Genomic DNA, 13,434 nt, shown 5'->3' on the forward strand with positions numbered 1-13,434 from the left:
GATGAGTAACGCCGCAGACAATCGCTCGGTGGGCCTGGTGAGCCCGCAGGTGGCACAGTTTGACGAGCCCCTGACGCTGGCCTGTGGCCGCGTCCTCGACCAGTACCGGCTGGTATATGAAACCTACGGTGAGCTCAACGCCGCACGCAGCAATGCCGTGCTGGTCTGCCACGCCCTCTCCGGGAATCACCACGCCGCGGGCTACCACGAGGGCGACACCAAGCCCGGCTGGTGGGAAGAGTGCATCGGACCTGGCAAACCTATCGATACCGAGCGTTTTTTCGTCGTCAGCCTGAACAACCTCGGCGGCTGCCACGGCTCAACCGGCCCCACCTCGATCAATCCCGCCACCGGCAAGGCCTGGGGGCCGGATTTCCCCTCGCTGCGCGCCCGCGACTGGGTGCACAGCCAGGCGCGGCTGGCGGACCGCCTCGGCATCGACTGCTGGGCCGCGGTAGTGGGCGGCAGCCTCGGCGGCATGCAGGCCATGCGCTGGTCGCTGGAATACCCGCAGCGCCTGAAGCACTGCGTGGTCATCGCCGCGGCGATGAAGCTCTCGGCGCAGAACCTGGCCTTCAACGAGGTCGCCCGCCAGGCGATTCTTTCTGACCCCGACTTCGACGAGGGGCGCTACATCTACAACGAACAGATTCCGGCAAAAGGGCTGGCGCTGGCGCGCATGGTGGGGCACATCACCTACCTCTCGGATAACGCCATGGCCAACAAGTTTGGCCGCGACCTGCGCTCCGGCAGCTTCAACATGGGCAACGACGAGGGTGTCGAATTCCAGGTGCAGAGCTACCTGCGCTACCAGGGCAGCCGTTTTTCCGGCAGTTTCGACGCCAATACCTATATCCTGATGACCCGCGCACTGGACTTCTTCGACCTCGCCCGGGAATACGACAACGACCCGGTGCAGGCTTTCTCCAATGCCCGCTGCAGTTTCATGGTGATGTCCTTCTCCACCGACTGGCGCTTTTCGCCGCAGCGTTCGCGGGAAATCGTCGACGCCCTCATCGCCGCCGACCGCCCGGTGAGCTATGTCGACATCGAGGCGGACGAAGGACACGACGCCTTCCTCATGCCGATTCCGCGCTACCTCGCCGCGTTCAGCGCCTACATGCAGCGCGTGGGGGAAACCACCTGATGCGCCAGGACCTGACCCACATCCTGCGCTGGATCGCACCGGGCTCCCGGGTACTGGACCTCGGCTGCGGTTCCGGCGAATTCCTCGCGCTGTTGCGGGAGTCGCGGCAGGTCCGCGGCACCGGCATCGAGATCGACGAGGCCAGTATCACTAACGCCATCGGCCGCGGCCTCAATATCGTCGAGCAGAACCTCGACGAGGGGCTCGGCAATTTCCCCGACCAGTGTTTCGACACCGTGGTCATGGCCCACGCCCTGCAGGCAGTGCACCACCCCGACCGGATTCTCGACGAAATGCTGCGCATCGGCCGGGAGAGCATCGTCACCTTTCCCAATTTCGGCCAGTGGCGCTGCCGCCTGTACCTCGGTGCGCGCGGCCGCATGCCGGTATCGAAATTCATGCCCTATTCCTGGTATGACACCCCCAACATTCATTTCTGTACGGTGGGCGACTTCGAGGCCCTGTGCCGTGACAAGGGCATCCGCATCCTGGCCCGGGACTTTATCGGCAGCCCGACCGGCGGCTCATCCCGGCTGGCCAGCCTGTGGCCCAACCTGTTCGCCACCACGGCGATCTACCACATCACCCGCTGAATGCTGCGCGCCTTCCGCCTGATTATCCTGGGCCTGGCCACAGTGCTGCTGGCGGCGCCGCTGTGGGCGCAGCAATCCCAGCGCTTCGGCCCCTACGAGTTGCACTACAGCGTGGTCAATACCACCTTCCTCGCGCCCGAGGTCGCCGCAGCCTACGGCCTTACCCGGGGCAGGGACTACGCCATCCTCAATCTCGCCCTGCAGGAACACCTGGAAGACGGCAGCGTCGCAGCACGCACCATGCAACTCAAGGGCACCACCTGGGACCTGACCGGCCGGGTGACCGAGCTGGCGTTCCAGGAGGTGCGGGAAAATCCCGCCATCTATTATCTGGCGGAATTCCGTTTCTTCGATGAGGAATTCCGCCACTTCGAGGTACACTTCCGGCCACAGGACACCAGCGAAACCCTCACTCTCAAGGTGAAGCACCAGATGTACCAGGACCTGGAGTAAACCCGGCCGTGACGCCCCCCCAAACCATCGTACTGGCCAGCGGCAACGCCGGAAAATTGCGCGAACTGGGCCGCATCCTCGAACCGCTGGGCGTGAGCCTGCGCGCGCAGTCCGATTTCGAGGTGCCGGAGGTTCCCGAGGATGGCCTGAGCTTTGTCGAGAATGCCATCATCAAGGCGCGCGCCGCCTGCCAGTACACCGGCCTGCCGGCCATTGCCGACGATTCCGGGCTCGAGGTGGACTACCTGAACGGCGCCCCCGGTATCCACTCCGCCCGCTATTCCGGCGAGGGCGATGCCGGCAACAACGCCAAACTGCTGCAAGCCCTGGACGGCGTCCCGGAAGATGCGCGCAGTGCGCGCTTCCAGTGTGTGCTGGTGTACATGCGCCACGCCGCAGACCCGATGCCGCTGGTGTGCCAGGCCAGCTGGGAGGGCCGCATTCTGACTGCCCCGCGCGGCGAACAGGGCTTCGGCTACGACCCGCTGTTCTACGTACCCGGGCAGGACTGCAGCTCCGCGGAACTGGACCGCGAGCTGAAAAACCGCATCAGCCACCGCGCCCGGGCCAGCGCCCTGCTGCTGGAGGCGCTGCGCCAGCGCCCCTGAAACGGCCCCGCCCGATGCAACTGCCACCGCTATCCCTCTACGTTCACCTGCCCTGGTGTGAACGCAAGTGCCCCTACTGCGATTTCAACTCCCACGAAATCGAGACCATTCCAGAGCGCGAATACGTCGCCGCGCTACTGTGCGACCTCGACCGCGACGCTCACCTGGCCGCGGGGCGCAGCATCAACACCCTGTTCATCGGCGGCGGCACTCCCAGCCTGTTCAGCGCCGAGGCGATCGCCGAATTGCTGCAGGGACTGCGCCAGCGGCTGTCCTTTGCCGCCGACTGCGAGGCCACCCTGGAAGCCAACCCGGGCAGCGCCGAGGCGCGCAAATTCCGCGACTTTCGCCAGGCCGGTATCACCCGGCTGTCACTGGGTATCCAGAGTTTTGACGACGACAAGCTGCGCGCGCTGGGCCGGGTGCACAACCGTGCACAGGCCATGGCGGCCATCGATTACGCCCGCAGCGCGGGATTTGACAGTTTCAACCTCGACCTCATGCACGGCCTGCCGGGGCAGGGTCGGCAGGACGCCCTCGCCGACCTGCAAACCGCGATTGATTTCGCCCCGCCGCACCTGTCCTGGTACCAGCTGACCATCGAGCCCAACACCGTCTTTCACAAGCGGCCGCCACTGCTGCCGGTGGAGGACGAACTCGGCGCCATCCAGGAGTCCGGCGAGGCCCTGCTGGCGCAGCACGGCTATCAACAGTACGAGGTATCCGCCTACAGCCGGGCGGGTGCCCAGTGCCGGCACAATCTCAATTACTGGCGGTTTGGCGACTACCTCGCCCTCGGCGCCGGCGCCCACGGCAAGGTCACCACCGCGGAGGGCCGCGTCCTGCGCTACGCCAAGACCCGGACGCCGCGCGATTACCTCGCCAACGCGCTCACTACCGTCGAGCAGCGGGAACTGGACGCGCAGGACCTGCTGGGTGAATTCATGCTCAACGCGCTGCGCCTCAACCAGGGCTTCAGCCTGGATCAGTTCGAGGCGCGCACCGGACTCGACCGAGGCGCATTGCAACCACAGCTCGGGGAGCTCGCGGCCAGGGGGCTGCTCGACACCGCTGCGGAGGCTGTGCGTGCCTCCCCTCTCGGGCGACGCTTCCTCGACACCGTCGTCGCCGAGTTTTTTCCACACTGAGGAGGGCCCATGGCCAACTACCTGAAATCCTGTGTACTGGCAGCATCCGCGCTGCTCCTGACCACTGTCTTCAGCAGCGTCACTATCGCCGATCCGCCCGGTGGCCTGCCCCCCGGCCTGAAGAAAAAAGTAGAGCGCGGCGGCGATTTGCCCCCGGGCTGGGAAAAGAAACTGCGGGTCGGGGATGTTCTCGATTACGACATCTATCGTCACGGACGGGTGATTGTGCCGGTGGACAACGACGGCGTGGTGACGCTCGAGATCGAGGGGCAACGGCTCAAGCTGGGTGTCGATACACGGCGCATCATCGACATCCTCGACTAGCCCAGCGCTTCAGTCGGCGGACCCGCTGCGCAGGCGGCGCGCTCAGCGCTTCTCGAACAGCAGGTCCCAGACGCCGTGGCCGAGACGCTCCCCGCGCTGCTCGAACTTGGTCTCGGGGCGGTGCGCCGGGCGCGGGGAAAAGTTGCCCTCGCCGGCCAGGTTGGCGAGCGCCGGTTCGGCACTGAGGACTTCCAGCATCTGCTCGGCGTAGTTTTCCCAGTCGGTCGCCAGGTGCAATACGCCGCCGGGTTTCAGCTTGCCCACCAGCTGCTGCACGAAGGGGGGCTGGATCAGGCGCCGCTTGTGGTGCCGCTTCTTGTGCCAGGGGTCGGGAAAGAATATCTGTACCGTATCGAGCGAGGCGTCTGGGATGCAGTCCCGCAGGACCTCCACGGCATCGTGGCAGTAGACCCGGATGTTGCCGATGCCCTCGTCGTCCATGGTGTGCAGCAGGCGGCCCACACCGGGGCGATGCACCTCCACACCGATAAAGTTTTTCTCCGGCGCGGCGGCGGCCATCGCCGCCAGCGATCCGCCCATGCCGAAGCCGATCTCCAGCACGGTTGCCCCGGGGCGGCCAAAACTGGCAGCGAAATCGAGCGCGCCATCGGCGTGTTCCAGGCCCCAGCTGGCCCAGTGGCTGGCATAGGCGCGCTGCTGCCCCGGCGTCATGCGGCCAGTGCGAAGCACGTAACTGCGAATCGGGCGGCGCCCGCTTGGCTCGTTCATCTCAGGGGATCAGTTTCCAGCCCGCCGCGGCGAGACAGGCCCAGCCGGCAATGAACGCCAGGCCGCCCAGCGGGGTAATGGCGCCGAGCCACTTGACGCCACTGAGCGCCAGTACATAGAGGCTGCCGGAGAACACTGCGATACCCAGCAGGAACAGCCAGCCGGCACTCTTCAGCAGCACTGTCTGGGGCTGCTGCAGGGCGATGATACCCACCGCCAGCAGGGCCAGGGTGTGATAGAAATGGTACTGCACTGCGGTCTCGAACACGCCCATAAGGTAGTCGTCCAGCCGGTTGCGCAAACCGTGGGCGCCAAAAGCGCCGAGGATCACCGCGAGCATGCCGCTGAGGGCGGACAGGGAAATGAATAGTTTTGCCATGGGGGTGGATTATAGCCTGCGGTGTTCAGCGAGTGTGCAAAACCGCGGGGGAAAAATGCGCACTCGCTGCGCGAGCTTTACTCGCACAGCGGGCACCGCAGGTATGGTTGATCAGGCGGCGATGGCGGCGCGGAGCTTTTTCATCGCATTGGTTTCGAGCTGCCGGATACGCTCTGCGGATACGCCGTACTGGTCCGCGAGCTCATGCAGCGTGGCTTTCTCTTCAGCCAGCCAGCGGCGGGCCAGGATGTCGCGACTGCGCTCGTCGAGATCGGCGAGGGCGCTGTGCAATTGCGCCTGGGTATTTTCCTGCCACTGCCCCTCTTCGACATTGAGGGCAGGGTCGGAGCCGGCATCCTCGAGGTAGTACTGGGGCGCCTGCCAGGCATCTTCATCGTCGCTGTCGACAGGCAGGTCAAAGGCGACATCGCGGCTGGCGAGACGGCCTTCCATGCGCTGCACTTCCCTGACATCCACACCGAGTTCGTTGGCAACGGCCTGGGCTTCGTCGGCGGTCAGCCAGGCGAGGCCTTTCTTGTGGCTGCGCAGGTTGAAGAACAGTTTGCGCTGGGCCTTGGTGGTGGCCACCTTGACGATGCGCCAGTTGCGCAGGATGTATTCATGGATTTCCGCCTTGATCCAGTGCACCGCAAAGGACACCAGGCGAACACCTTTTTCCGGATTGAAGCGCTTCACCGCCTTCATCAGGCCGACGTTGCCCTCCTGGATCAGGTCGGCCTCGGCCAGGCCGTAGCCGGAATAGCTGCGCGCGATGTGCACCACGAAACGCAGGTGGGACATCACCAGTTCGCGGGCGGCATCGAGATTGTCGTTGTAGTAGAGGTCCTCGGCGAGGTCGCGTTCACGCTCCGGGCTGAGGATGGGAATGCTGCCTACCGCGTGGACATACGCGGCAAGATTGGCACCCGGTACCATCTGGTCAACAGGTCGCAGACTGACTTCCATCGTTTGATTCTCCATACAAGGGGATGCCACAGTGGCCTGGCTTCGGCCCCATGGCCTTTTGAGCTACCCAATATTAGCACTCATTCTGTTAGAGTGCTAATCGCGGAAAAGTTCCTTTGCGAGGTGGAAATAATATCTTTTTGTGGCGTTAAATCAGTGGCTTACCGATATTTCGCCTCAGCGCGGCTGAATCTCGGACAGGTGGCGCCCAACCGCCAGCCAGGCTCCCGCCAGACCGAGCAGGCCGCCCAGCGCCAGCAGGTTGACCATGCCCATCAAGCCCAGGCCAGTGAGCTCGAAATCGCTCTGGTAGAGGGCTACCAACCGGCCCACCGGCACCTCGAGGTACCACAGCGTGGCACTCACCAGCAGCCCGGCTACCAGGCCGCCGCCGACTCCGTACCACAGGCCGGTATAGAGGAAGGGGCGACGCACGAAGGCGTCGCTGCCACCGACCAGCTTGACGATGACGATTTCCTCACGACGGTTTTCGATGGCCAGGCGGATAGTATTGCCGAGAATCAGCACGACTCCCACCAGCAACAGTGCTCCGATCGCCAGTACCGCCCGCCGGGCCAGCGCCATCAGGCTATTCAGGCGCTGCAGCCAGGCCATGTCCAGGACTGCCTCTTCGACCGCTTCCTGTGCCGCCAGTTCAGCGCGCAGGGACTCTATGGCATCCTGCGCCAGGCCCTCCACCGGGGTGACCAGCAGGAGGTTCGGCAGCGGGTTGTCATCGAGGTTCTGCAGGATTGTGGCAAAGCCGGAGAGCTCGCCAAATTCCGCCAGGGCCGCCTCCCGGGTGACCAGCTGCACCGACGCGACATCCTCGCGCCCCTCCAGCCCCCGCGCCAGGGCCTGCGCAGCGGCGTCTCCCACACCGATATCGAGGAACAGGGACATCTGCGTCGGGCTGTCCCAGCGGGCGCTCAGGCTGGTGGCGTTGTCCAGGGCGACTGTGAGGCCCACCGGCAGGGCCAGCGCGATGCCGATCACCAGCCAGGTCATCAGGCTGGACAGCGGCCGGTCCAGCAACTTGTGCAGACTGTCCGACGCCGACAGCTGGTGGTGGTGTCGCCAGGCCTGGTACTGGTCAGCCAACCGCGCGCGGCTGAGGCTGGCCCCTTCCGGGCGGGAGCGCGAACGGCTCACACGGCACCCCCGGACACCAGCCGACCCTCGCGGAGGGTGAGAATGCGATGGCGCAGGCGGGAGATCAGGGCCAGGTCGTGGCTGGCGATCAGTACCGTGACGCCCACCTGGTTGAAGGACTCGAAGAGTTTCATGATTTCTGCCGAAAGCTCGGGATCCAGGTTACCGGTGGGTTCGTCCGCGAGCAGGATTTTCGGCCGCCCCGCCACGGCGCGGGCGATCCCGACCCGCTGCTGCTCACCCCCGGACAGGGTGATCGGCATGGCGCGCTCACGCTCCAGCAAGCCTACCTTGTCCAGCGCTGCCCGCACCCGGCGGCCAATCTCGCGGTGGTCGTAGCCGCTGATTACCAACGGCAGGGCCACGTTGTCAAACACGCTGCGATCGCTGAGCAGCTGGTGATTCTGGAATACCACCCCGATATTGCGCCGGTGCTGGGGTACCCGGCGGCCGGGAACTGCGGCGAGGTCGCGGCCGTCGACCACCACCTTGCCGCGGGTCGGCCGGTCCATCAGCATGATCAGGCGCATCAGGGTGCTTTTGCCCGCCCCCGAGTGGCCGGTAAGGAATACAAGGTCGTCCCGGGCGATCTCGAAGCTGACCTCGCGGAGGGCGTCGAAACCATCCCCGTAGCGCTTGCTGACCCGCTCGAAACTGATCATGCAGCGCGGTCGTCCCCGGCAAACAGGGCATCGATGAAGGGTCCCGCCTCGAAGGGGCGCAAATCCTCCACGGACTCGCCAATCCCGATAAAGCGGATAGGCAGCTCCAGCTTCTTGGCGATGGCGAAAATCACGCCGCCCTTGGCGGTGCCGTCCAGCTTGGTGAGGGTGATACCGGTGACACCCACCCACTGGCGGAAGTGGTCCGCCTGGGCGAGGGCGTTCTGGCCGGTGCCGGCATCCAGCACCAGCATCACCTCGTGGGGTGCGCCGGCGTCCAGCTTGCCCATCACCCGCACCACCTTTTTCAGCTCTTCCATGAGGTTGTCCTTGTTGTGCAAGCGCCCGGCGGTGTCGGCGATCAGCACGTCGGTGCCGCGGGCCTGCGCCGCCTGCAGGGCGTCAAAGACCACCGAGGCACTGTCGGCGCCGCTGTGCTGGGCAATGACCGGGACGTTGTTGCGCTCGCCCCAGACCTGCAGCTGCTCCACCGCAGCGGCGCGGAAGGTGTCCCCCGCTGCCAGCATCACGCTCTTGCCCTGGTCCTGCAGGCGGCGCGCCAGCTTGCCGATGGTAGTGGTCTTACCCACACCATTGACTCCCACGATCAGTATTACGTAGGGTTTGTGATCACTCACTACCAACGCCTGTTCACAGGGCTCGAGCAGGGCCTTCAACTCGTCCTGCAGGGCCTGTTGCAGCGCCGCGGGGTCGGTCAGTTCCTTGCGCGATACCCGCTGGGTGAGGCGGCCGATGATATCCATGGTGGCGTCCACCCCGACGTCCGCCAGCAGCAGGCGCGACTCCAGTTCCTCGAGCAGGTCGGCATCGATTTCCTTGCGCCCGAGGAACAGGTTGCCCAGCCCCTGCACCAGGTTGTCGCTGGTACGACTGAGGCCGCGGCGCAGGCGGGTAAACAGGCCGGGCTTGTCCTGCTCCCGGGCGGGCTTGTCCGCCGCAGCGGGAGCGGACACCGGGTCAGGTTCCGGCGACAGCGCGGCCGCTTCCGGCTGAGGCTGGGGTGCGGCAGCTTCCGCCTCCGGGGCTGCCTCAACGGCGGGCGCTATAACCGCCGTTGTCGTGACAGCGGGCTCCATCGGTGCCGCTTCCGGCTGCAGGTCCCGCGCCACAGTTTCAACCAAAGCGGGCTCAGTAGTGCCCTCGGCACCACTGTCTGCGCCGGGTAGTACGGCCTCCTCGGCAGGGGCCTCGGCCACCGGCTTCTTTTTGCGTTTGAAAAACTTCATATCGATCATGCTAGAGTGTGCAGTCGCCAGAACGGCGCCCGCGAAAGCCAGCTATCCTACCATTCCTGAACAGGGTGAAGAAATGTCGCGTACCTCCAACCGCCGGGGTCAAAGTGTTTTGCGCATTATCGGCGGCCAATGGCGCGGACGGAAACTCGGCTTCACCCCCGCGGAGGGACTGCGACCGACCACCGACCGGGTGAGGGAAACCCTGTTCAACTGGCTGGCGCCCGACATTCACGGGGCGCGCTGCCTCGACCTGTTCGCGGGCAGCGGCGCACTGGGGCTGGAAGCCCTGTCGCGCGGCGCGGCGCACTGTGACTTCGTCGATAATTCCGCCCAGGTGATTCGCCAGTTGTACGAGCACCTGCAGGTGCTCGACGCCGTGTCACGGGCCCGGCTGGTCCAGGCCAACGCCCTGGAATTCCTGCGCCGGCCGGAAAAGCCCTGGGATATCGTATTCATCGACCCGCCCTTCGGGCTCGGCCTGGCGGCGCCCTGCTGCGAACACCTGCAACAACCCGGCATGCTCAGCGATAACGCGCTGGTGTACGTGGAAACCGCGACCGGGGAGGCGCCGCCACAGGTACCACCCAGGTGGCAGTGCCATCGGGAAAAGGTCGCGGGGGGTGTCGCCTACCGGCTGTACATTGTGAGCGCGGGGTGAAACGGTATACCATCCGCAGCTCTTTTGCCGTGACAGGAACCCCGCGATGCGTACCGAGACCGTGATCTACCCGGGCACCTTCGACCCGCTGACCAATGGCCATGTGGACCTGGCCGAGCGGGCTTCGCGGCTGTTCGACCGGGTGGTACTGGGGATCGCCTACAGCGAAAAGAAAACGCCGCTGTTTTCCCTGGAGGAACGCATCGAGCTCTGCCAGTCCTGCCTCGCGCACCTCGACAATGTGGAAGTGGTCGGGTTTTCCAACCTGCTGATCGACTTCGCCCGCAGCCAGGGCGCTCGCTGTGTGCTGCGCGGCCTGCGCGCGGTAGCCGACTTCGAATACGAATTCCAGCTGGCAAACATGAACCGGGCAATGTTTCCTGAGTTCGAGAGTATCTTCCTGACACCCTCCGAGCACCTGTCGTTCATCTCCTCGTCACTGGTACGGGAGATTGCCAGCATGCGCGGTGACATCACGGCCTTCGTGCCGCCGCAGGTAGCGGCGGCACTGGAAAAGAAATTTGCCTGATTAGGGCGCCGGCGGCGAACCCGCCGGCCCTGGATTACTGCGCGGCCTCGGCCTCGTCGCCTTCACTCGCCTCGCGCACCAGTTCCACGTCCTTGTAGGTGTAGCCGGTGTTGCGGCAGCCGAGACAGCGGGCGAACGTCGCCGCACCCGGGCCGATGATCAGCTTGTCCGCCGCTTCGCCGGCGTGCCCCGCCAGCAGGGTGAAGGGCAGGCTCACCAGCCAGACCGCGGCTCCGCCTACCGTCATCACCGCACCCAGCGGCCGTGCGACCACCAGGTCCCCTACCATGGCCCATTCGTTGGGGCTTTCATCGATCGCGCTTTCCGCCCAGAGCATCTGTGGTGCCAGCAGGCAGGAAATCAGAAATGCTGTCGCGGCGCGGTGTGCGCCCATATGTTTTTTCATTGTTTTCAGTCCCCCGGAGCTCACACCCCGTCCCCTGTGATTCTCCTAAGTGTAGCCTGTTCAGCGCTGGCAGGTCACGCAATAGACCGTGGCCCTCTGGCCTAATCTGGAGTTTTTTAAAGTTTTTCCGCAGCGGTTGCAGGGCTGCCCCTCCCGGCCGTATACGGCCAGTTGCTGGGCGAAATAACCGGGCTTGCCATCACCGCCGACGAAATCGCGCAGCGTGGTTCCGCCCTGGCCTATGGCGTAAGTAAGTACTTGCTTAATTTCCTCGGCGAGGCGCTGGTAGCGGGGCAGGGAGATGCGCCCCGCCGCGCGGTCGGGGCGAATTCCCGCGGCGAACAGGGCTTCGGCGGCGTAGATATTGCCCACCCCGACGACGATCTTCTGGTCCATGACGAAGGGCTTGACCGGCCCCTTGCGCTTGCGCGAGAGCGCGAACAGGTGCTCCCCGCTGAAGGCCTCCGACAAGGGTTCCGGTCCCAGGCCCGCGAGCAGCGGGTGACTCTCGCCCGGGGCCACCCACAGGCAGCAGCCGAAGCGGCGGGGGTCGTTGTAGCGCAGGGCGACACCGCCTTCCAGTTCGATATCGATATGGTCGTGCTTGCCGGTGGGGCTGCCGGCTTCCACCACCCGCAGTGATCCGGACATGCCCAGGTGTACCAACAGGCTGCCGCGCGCGGTATGGAAAAGCAGGTACTTGGCCCGGCGTTCCGCGGCCTCGACGGTGCTGCCGGCAAGCAGGCCCGGCAAATCCGCCGGCACCGGCCAGCGCAACCGCGGCTCGCGCACCACCATGCGCCGGATCCTGCGGCCGACGATGTGCGGCGCCACGCCGCGGCGCGTGGTTTCTACTTCGGGCAGTTCAGGCATGGCGTCGTTCGCTTGGAAAAGTGCGCCAATGATAAACCTTCAGGCACAAAAAACCCCGGGTATTCCGGGGTTCTTTGGGGCGGGTCAAAATCCGGGCTTACTTGATTTTGCCTTCCTTGTAGACGACGTGCTTGCGGACGACGGGATCGTACTTCTTGATTTCCATCTTTTCCGGCATGTTGCGCTTGTTCTTGTCGGTGGTATAGAAGTGACCAGTGCCGGCAGTGGAGTTCAGGCGAATCTTGTCTCTCATGATTGCTCTCCGGGCTTAAACTTTCTCGCCGCGAGCGCGCAGCTCGGCGAGGACGGTGTCGATGCCTTTCTTGTCAATGATGCGCATGCCCTTGGAGGACACTCGCAGACTGACGAAACGCTTCTCTGACTCCACCCAGAAACGGTGCTGGTGGAGGTTGGGCAGGAACCGACGACGGGTGCGGTTCTTTGCGTGCGATACATTGTTTCCGGTGACCGGTCGCTTGCCGGTGACCTGACATACTCTTGCCATGATGCTCTCCCAAGTCGCGGGATATAGGTAAACTGGTTGGCTTGCCGGCCCCCTCAAAAGGGTGCCAGCTGCGCGGAGCGCGACTTTATACCAGAAGGGATTTTCCATATCAAGGAAATTTCCAAAAGACTTTCGAGCGTGCTGGCTTACTTCGATCCGTTCTGGCGCTCCGTCGCCGGCGCAGAACTCGTCACTACCGGGTAGAACACGCCAAAAAGCGCACATCCCTGTGCAGGCTCGGGCGGCGACGTCCTGTCGCCGCACGGTTCTACCCGGTAGTGACGAGCCCTGCGCCTCACCCGGGGCACAGGCAACGACGATTTGGTGCCACTAAGCTGGCGTAATCCGGCTCCTCGCCTCGGACACCGGACTGCTATCAAAGCAAACCCTGCTCCGCAAACGAAAACTCCCTCCCCCGCCCCACGATAATGTGGTCCAGCACCCGGATATCCAGCAGGCCCAGCGCCGAGCACAGGCGCTCGGTGATGCGCCGGTCCGCTGCGCTGGGCTCGGCGATACCCGAGGGGTGGTTGTGGGCGAAGATCAGGGCGGCGGCGCTGTACTGCAGGGCGCGCACGGCGACTTCCCGGGGGTAGACGGCGGCGCCGTCGAGGGTGCCGAGGAAGAGGTCCTCGCAGCGGATAACGCGGTGCTGGTTATCGAGGAAGATCACGGTGAACACCTCGCGGCTGCGGCCGCCGAGGTGGTGCTGGAGGAAACGCCGGGTGGCGGCGGGGCTGGAGAGCACGTCGGAGCCGTCGAGTTCCTGCAGGGCCTGGCGGCGGGCGAGCTCCATCGCTGCCTTCAATATAGCTAGCTTTGCATTGCCGACTCCCGGGCAGGCCAGCAGGCTCGAGGCATCGGCGCGGGTGAGGCCGGTCAGGCCGCCGCAGTGCTCGAGCAGTTCCCGGGCAAGGCCGACGGCATTGCAGCGGCTGTAACCGGTTTGCAACAGCACGGCCAGCACTTCGGCGTCGGATAGTGTCGCGGCGCCGTGACTCAACAGGCGGTCGCGTGGACCTTCTCCCGGTTCCCAGGCCATAGGG

At 64.9% G+C, this 13,434-nt stretch carries 19 protein-coding genes; 8 read left to right on the forward strand and 11 right to left on the reverse strand.

Going from position 1 to position 13,434, the window contains the following annotated elements; genetic code table 11:
• Position 1 precedes the first annotated feature (1 nt).
• The 6 genes from metX to ACNKU3_RS13930 are packed head-to-tail and all read left to right on the forward strand — an operon-like array spanning position 2 to position 4,273.
• Positions 2-1,147 carry a homoserine O-succinyltransferase MetX gene (gene metX, locus ACNKU3_RS13905; RefSeq protein ID WP_418260100.1) on the forward strand — a complete coding sequence of 382 codons (1,146 nt, stop codon included), beginning with the start codon at positions 2-4 and terminating at the stop codon, positions 1,145-1,147.
• Complete coding sequence (gene metW, locus ACNKU3_RS13910; protein ID WP_418260101.1) at positions 1,147-1,740, forward strand: methionine biosynthesis protein MetW; 594 nt, start codon at positions 1,147-1,149, stop codon at positions 1,738-1,740. The genes metX and metW overlap by 1 nt, the downstream gene beginning before the upstream one ends.
• Entirely contained in the window at positions 1,741-2,193 is a 453-nt protein-coding gene (locus ACNKU3_RS13915; protein WP_418260102.1) for a DUF4426 domain-containing protein, read from the forward strand.
• An 8-nt stretch (positions 2,194-2,201) separates the two neighbouring features.
• The gene (rdgB, locus tag ACNKU3_RS13920; RefSeq protein ID WP_418260103.1) at positions 2,202-2,801 is read left to right on the forward strand and encodes an RdgB/HAM1 family non-canonical purine NTP pyrophosphatase; all 600 of its coding nucleotides are present in this window, start codon (positions 2,202-2,204) and stop codon (positions 2,799-2,801) included.
• 14 nt (positions 2,802-2,815) lie between these two features.
• Positions 2,816-3,949 (forward strand): radical SAM family heme chaperone HemW, encoded by a 1,134-nt coding sequence (gene hemW, locus ACNKU3_RS13925; RefSeq protein WP_418260104.1) that lies wholly within the window; start codon positions 2,816-2,818, stop codon positions 3,947-3,949.
• 9 nt (positions 3,950-3,958) lie between these two features.
• Positions 3,959-4,273, forward strand: coding sequence for a hypothetical protein (locus tag ACNKU3_RS13930; RefSeq protein ID WP_418260105.1), 315 nt, complete (start codon positions 3,959-3,961; stop codon positions 4,271-4,273).
• 42 nt (positions 4,274-4,315) lie between these two features.
• Here ACNKU3_RS13930 and trmB read toward each other — a convergent pair whose 3' ends face one another.
• From trmB to ftsY, 6 genes are all read right to left on the reverse strand, one after another.
• Positions 4,316-5,002 carry a tRNA (guanosine(46)-N7)-methyltransferase TrmB gene (gene trmB / locus ACNKU3_RS13935; protein WP_418260106.1) on the reverse strand — a complete coding sequence of 229 codons (687 nt, stop codon included), beginning with the start codon at positions 5,000-5,002 and terminating at the stop codon, positions 4,316-4,318.
• A gap of 1 nt (position 5,003) precedes the next feature.
• The gene (locus ACNKU3_RS13940) at positions 5,004-5,381 is read right to left on the reverse strand and encodes a DUF423 domain-containing protein (RefSeq protein WP_418260107.1); all 378 of its coding nucleotides are present in this window, start codon (positions 5,379-5,381) and stop codon (positions 5,004-5,006) included.
• Positions 5,382-5,492: 111 nt separating this feature from the next.
• Positions 5,493-6,347: an RNA polymerase sigma factor RpoH gene (gene rpoH / locus ACNKU3_RS13945; protein WP_418260108.1), complete on the reverse strand. Its 855-nt coding sequence runs from the start codon at positions 6,345-6,347 to the stop codon at positions 5,493-5,495.
• A gap of 177 nt (positions 6,348-6,524) precedes the next feature.
• A complete protein-coding gene (ftsX, locus tag ACNKU3_RS13950; RefSeq protein WP_418260109.1) occupies positions 6,525-7,499 on the reverse strand; it encodes a permease-like cell division protein FtsX in 975 nt (324 codons plus the stop codon).
• The gene (gene ftsE / locus ACNKU3_RS13955) at positions 7,496-8,161 is read right to left on the reverse strand and encodes a cell division ATP-binding protein FtsE (protein WP_418260110.1); all 666 of its coding nucleotides are present in this window, start codon (positions 8,159-8,161) and stop codon (positions 7,496-7,498) included. Before ftsE ends, ftsX begins: the two co-directional genes overlap by 4 nt.
• Positions 8,158-9,408 (reverse strand): signal recognition particle-docking protein FtsY, encoded by a 1,251-nt coding sequence (gene ftsY / locus ACNKU3_RS13960; RefSeq protein WP_418260111.1) that lies wholly within the window; start codon positions 9,406-9,408, stop codon positions 8,158-8,160. Before ftsY ends, ftsE begins: the two co-directional genes overlap by 4 nt.
• An 82-nt stretch (positions 9,409-9,490) precedes the next feature.
• Between ftsY and rsmD the strand changes: the two genes are divergently transcribed.
• The gene (rsmD, locus tag ACNKU3_RS13965; protein WP_418260112.1) at positions 9,491-10,075 is read left to right on the forward strand and encodes a 16S rRNA (guanine(966)-N(2))-methyltransferase RsmD; all 585 of its coding nucleotides are present in this window, start codon (positions 9,491-9,493) and stop codon (positions 10,073-10,075) included.
• A 46-nt stretch (positions 10,076-10,121) separates the two neighbouring features.
• A complete protein-coding gene (coaD, locus tag ACNKU3_RS13970) occupies positions 10,122-10,604 on the forward strand; it encodes a pantetheine-phosphate adenylyltransferase (protein WP_418260113.1) in 483 nt (160 codons plus the stop codon).
• A 34-nt stretch (positions 10,605-10,638) separates the two neighbouring features.
• Here coaD and ACNKU3_RS13975 read toward each other — a convergent pair whose 3' ends face one another.
• From ACNKU3_RS13975 to radC, 5 genes are all read right to left on the reverse strand, one after another.
• Positions 10,639-11,010 carry a hypothetical protein gene (locus ACNKU3_RS13975; protein ID WP_418260114.1) on the reverse strand — a complete coding sequence of 124 codons (372 nt, stop codon included), beginning with the start codon at positions 11,008-11,010 and terminating at the stop codon, positions 10,639-10,641.
• A gap of 60 nt (positions 11,011-11,070) precedes the next feature.
• Entirely contained in the window at positions 11,071-11,883 is an 813-nt protein-coding gene (mutM, locus tag ACNKU3_RS13980) for a bifunctional DNA-formamidopyrimidine glycosylase/DNA-(apurinic or apyrimidinic site) lyase (protein ID WP_418260115.1), read from the reverse strand.
• Between the two features lie 97 nt (positions 11,884-11,980).
• Positions 11,981-12,136 (reverse strand): 50S ribosomal protein L33, encoded by a 156-nt coding sequence (gene rpmG, locus ACNKU3_RS13985; protein ID WP_418260116.1) that lies wholly within the window; start codon positions 12,134-12,136, stop codon positions 11,981-11,983.
• Between the two features lie 15 nt (positions 12,137-12,151).
• A complete protein-coding gene (gene rpmB / locus ACNKU3_RS13990) occupies positions 12,152-12,388 on the reverse strand; it encodes a 50S ribosomal protein L28 (protein WP_418260117.1) in 237 nt (78 codons plus the stop codon).
• A gap of 376 nt (positions 12,389-12,764) precedes the next feature.
• Positions 12,765-13,430 carry a RadC family protein gene (gene radC / locus ACNKU3_RS13995; protein WP_418260118.1) on the reverse strand — a complete coding sequence of 222 codons (666 nt, stop codon included), beginning with the start codon at positions 13,428-13,430 and terminating at the stop codon, positions 12,765-12,767.
• Between the last annotated feature and the right edge of the window lie 4 nt (positions 13,431-13,434).

Source organism: Haliea sp. E17 (assembly GCF_048323675.1).
Classification (GTDB): Bacteria; Pseudomonadota; Gammaproteobacteria; order Pseudomonadales; family Halieaceae; genus Mangrovimicrobium.

Excerpts from the sequence above, each read along its gene's own strand:
- metX (WP_418260100.1), top strand. The coding sequence starts at position 2 with ATGAGTAACGCCGCAGACAATCGCTCGGTGGGCCTGGTGAGCCCGCAG.
- metW (WP_418260101.1), top strand. The coding sequence starts at position 1,147 with ATGCGCCAGGACCTGACCCACATCCTGCGCTGGATCGCACCGGGCTCC.
- ACNKU3_RS13915 (WP_418260102.1), top strand. The coding sequence starts at position 1,741 with ATGCTGCGCGCCTTCCGCCTGATTATCCTGGGCCTGGCCACAGTGCTG.
- hemW (WP_418260104.1), top strand. The coding sequence starts at position 2,816 with ATGCAACTGCCACCGCTATCCCTCTACGTTCACCTGCCCTGGTGTGAA.
- ACNKU3_RS13930 (WP_418260105.1), top strand. The coding sequence starts at position 3,959 with ATGGCCAACTACCTGAAATCCTGTGTACTGGCAGCATCCGCGCTGCTC.
- trmB (WP_418260106.1), bottom strand. The coding sequence starts at position 5,002 with ATGAACGAGCCAAGCGGGCGCCGCCCGATTCGCAGTTACGTGCTTCGC.
- ACNKU3_RS13940 (WP_418260107.1), bottom strand. The coding sequence starts at position 5,381 with ATGGCAAAACTATTCATTTCCCTGTCCGCCCTCAGCGGCATGCTCGCG.
- rpoH (WP_418260108.1), bottom strand. The coding sequence starts at position 6,347 with ATGGAAGTCAGTCTGCGACCTGTTGACCAGATGGTACCGGGTGCCAAT.
- ftsE (WP_418260110.1), bottom strand. The coding sequence starts at position 8,161 with ATGATCAGTTTCGAGCGGGTCAGCAAGCGCTACGGGGATGGTTTCGAC.
- ftsY (WP_418260111.1), bottom strand. The coding sequence starts at position 9,408 with ATGAAGTTTTTCAAACGCAAAAAGAAGCCGGTGGCCGAGGCCCCTGCC.
- rsmD (WP_418260112.1), top strand. The coding sequence starts at position 9,491 with ATGTCGCGTACCTCCAACCGCCGGGGTCAAAGTGTTTTGCGCATTATC.
- coaD (WP_418260113.1), top strand. The coding sequence starts at position 10,122 with ATGCGTACCGAGACCGTGATCTACCCGGGCACCTTCGACCCGCTGACC.
- ACNKU3_RS13975 (WP_418260114.1), bottom strand. The coding sequence starts at position 11,010 with ATGAAAAAACATATGGGCGCACACCGCGCCGCGACAGCATTTCTGATT.
- mutM (WP_418260115.1), bottom strand. The coding sequence starts at position 11,883 with ATGCCTGAACTGCCCGAAGTAGAAACCACGCGCCGCGGCGTGGCGCCG.
- rpmG (WP_418260116.1), bottom strand. The coding sequence starts at position 12,136 with ATGAGAGACAAGATTCGCCTGAACTCCACTGCCGGCACTGGTCACTTC.
- rpmB (WP_418260117.1), bottom strand. The coding sequence starts at position 12,388 with ATGGCAAGAGTATGTCAGGTCACCGGCAAGCGACCGGTCACCGGAAAC.
- radC (WP_418260118.1), bottom strand. The coding sequence starts at position 13,430 with ATGGCCTGGGAACCGGGAGAAGGTCCACGCGACCGCCTGTTGAGTCAC.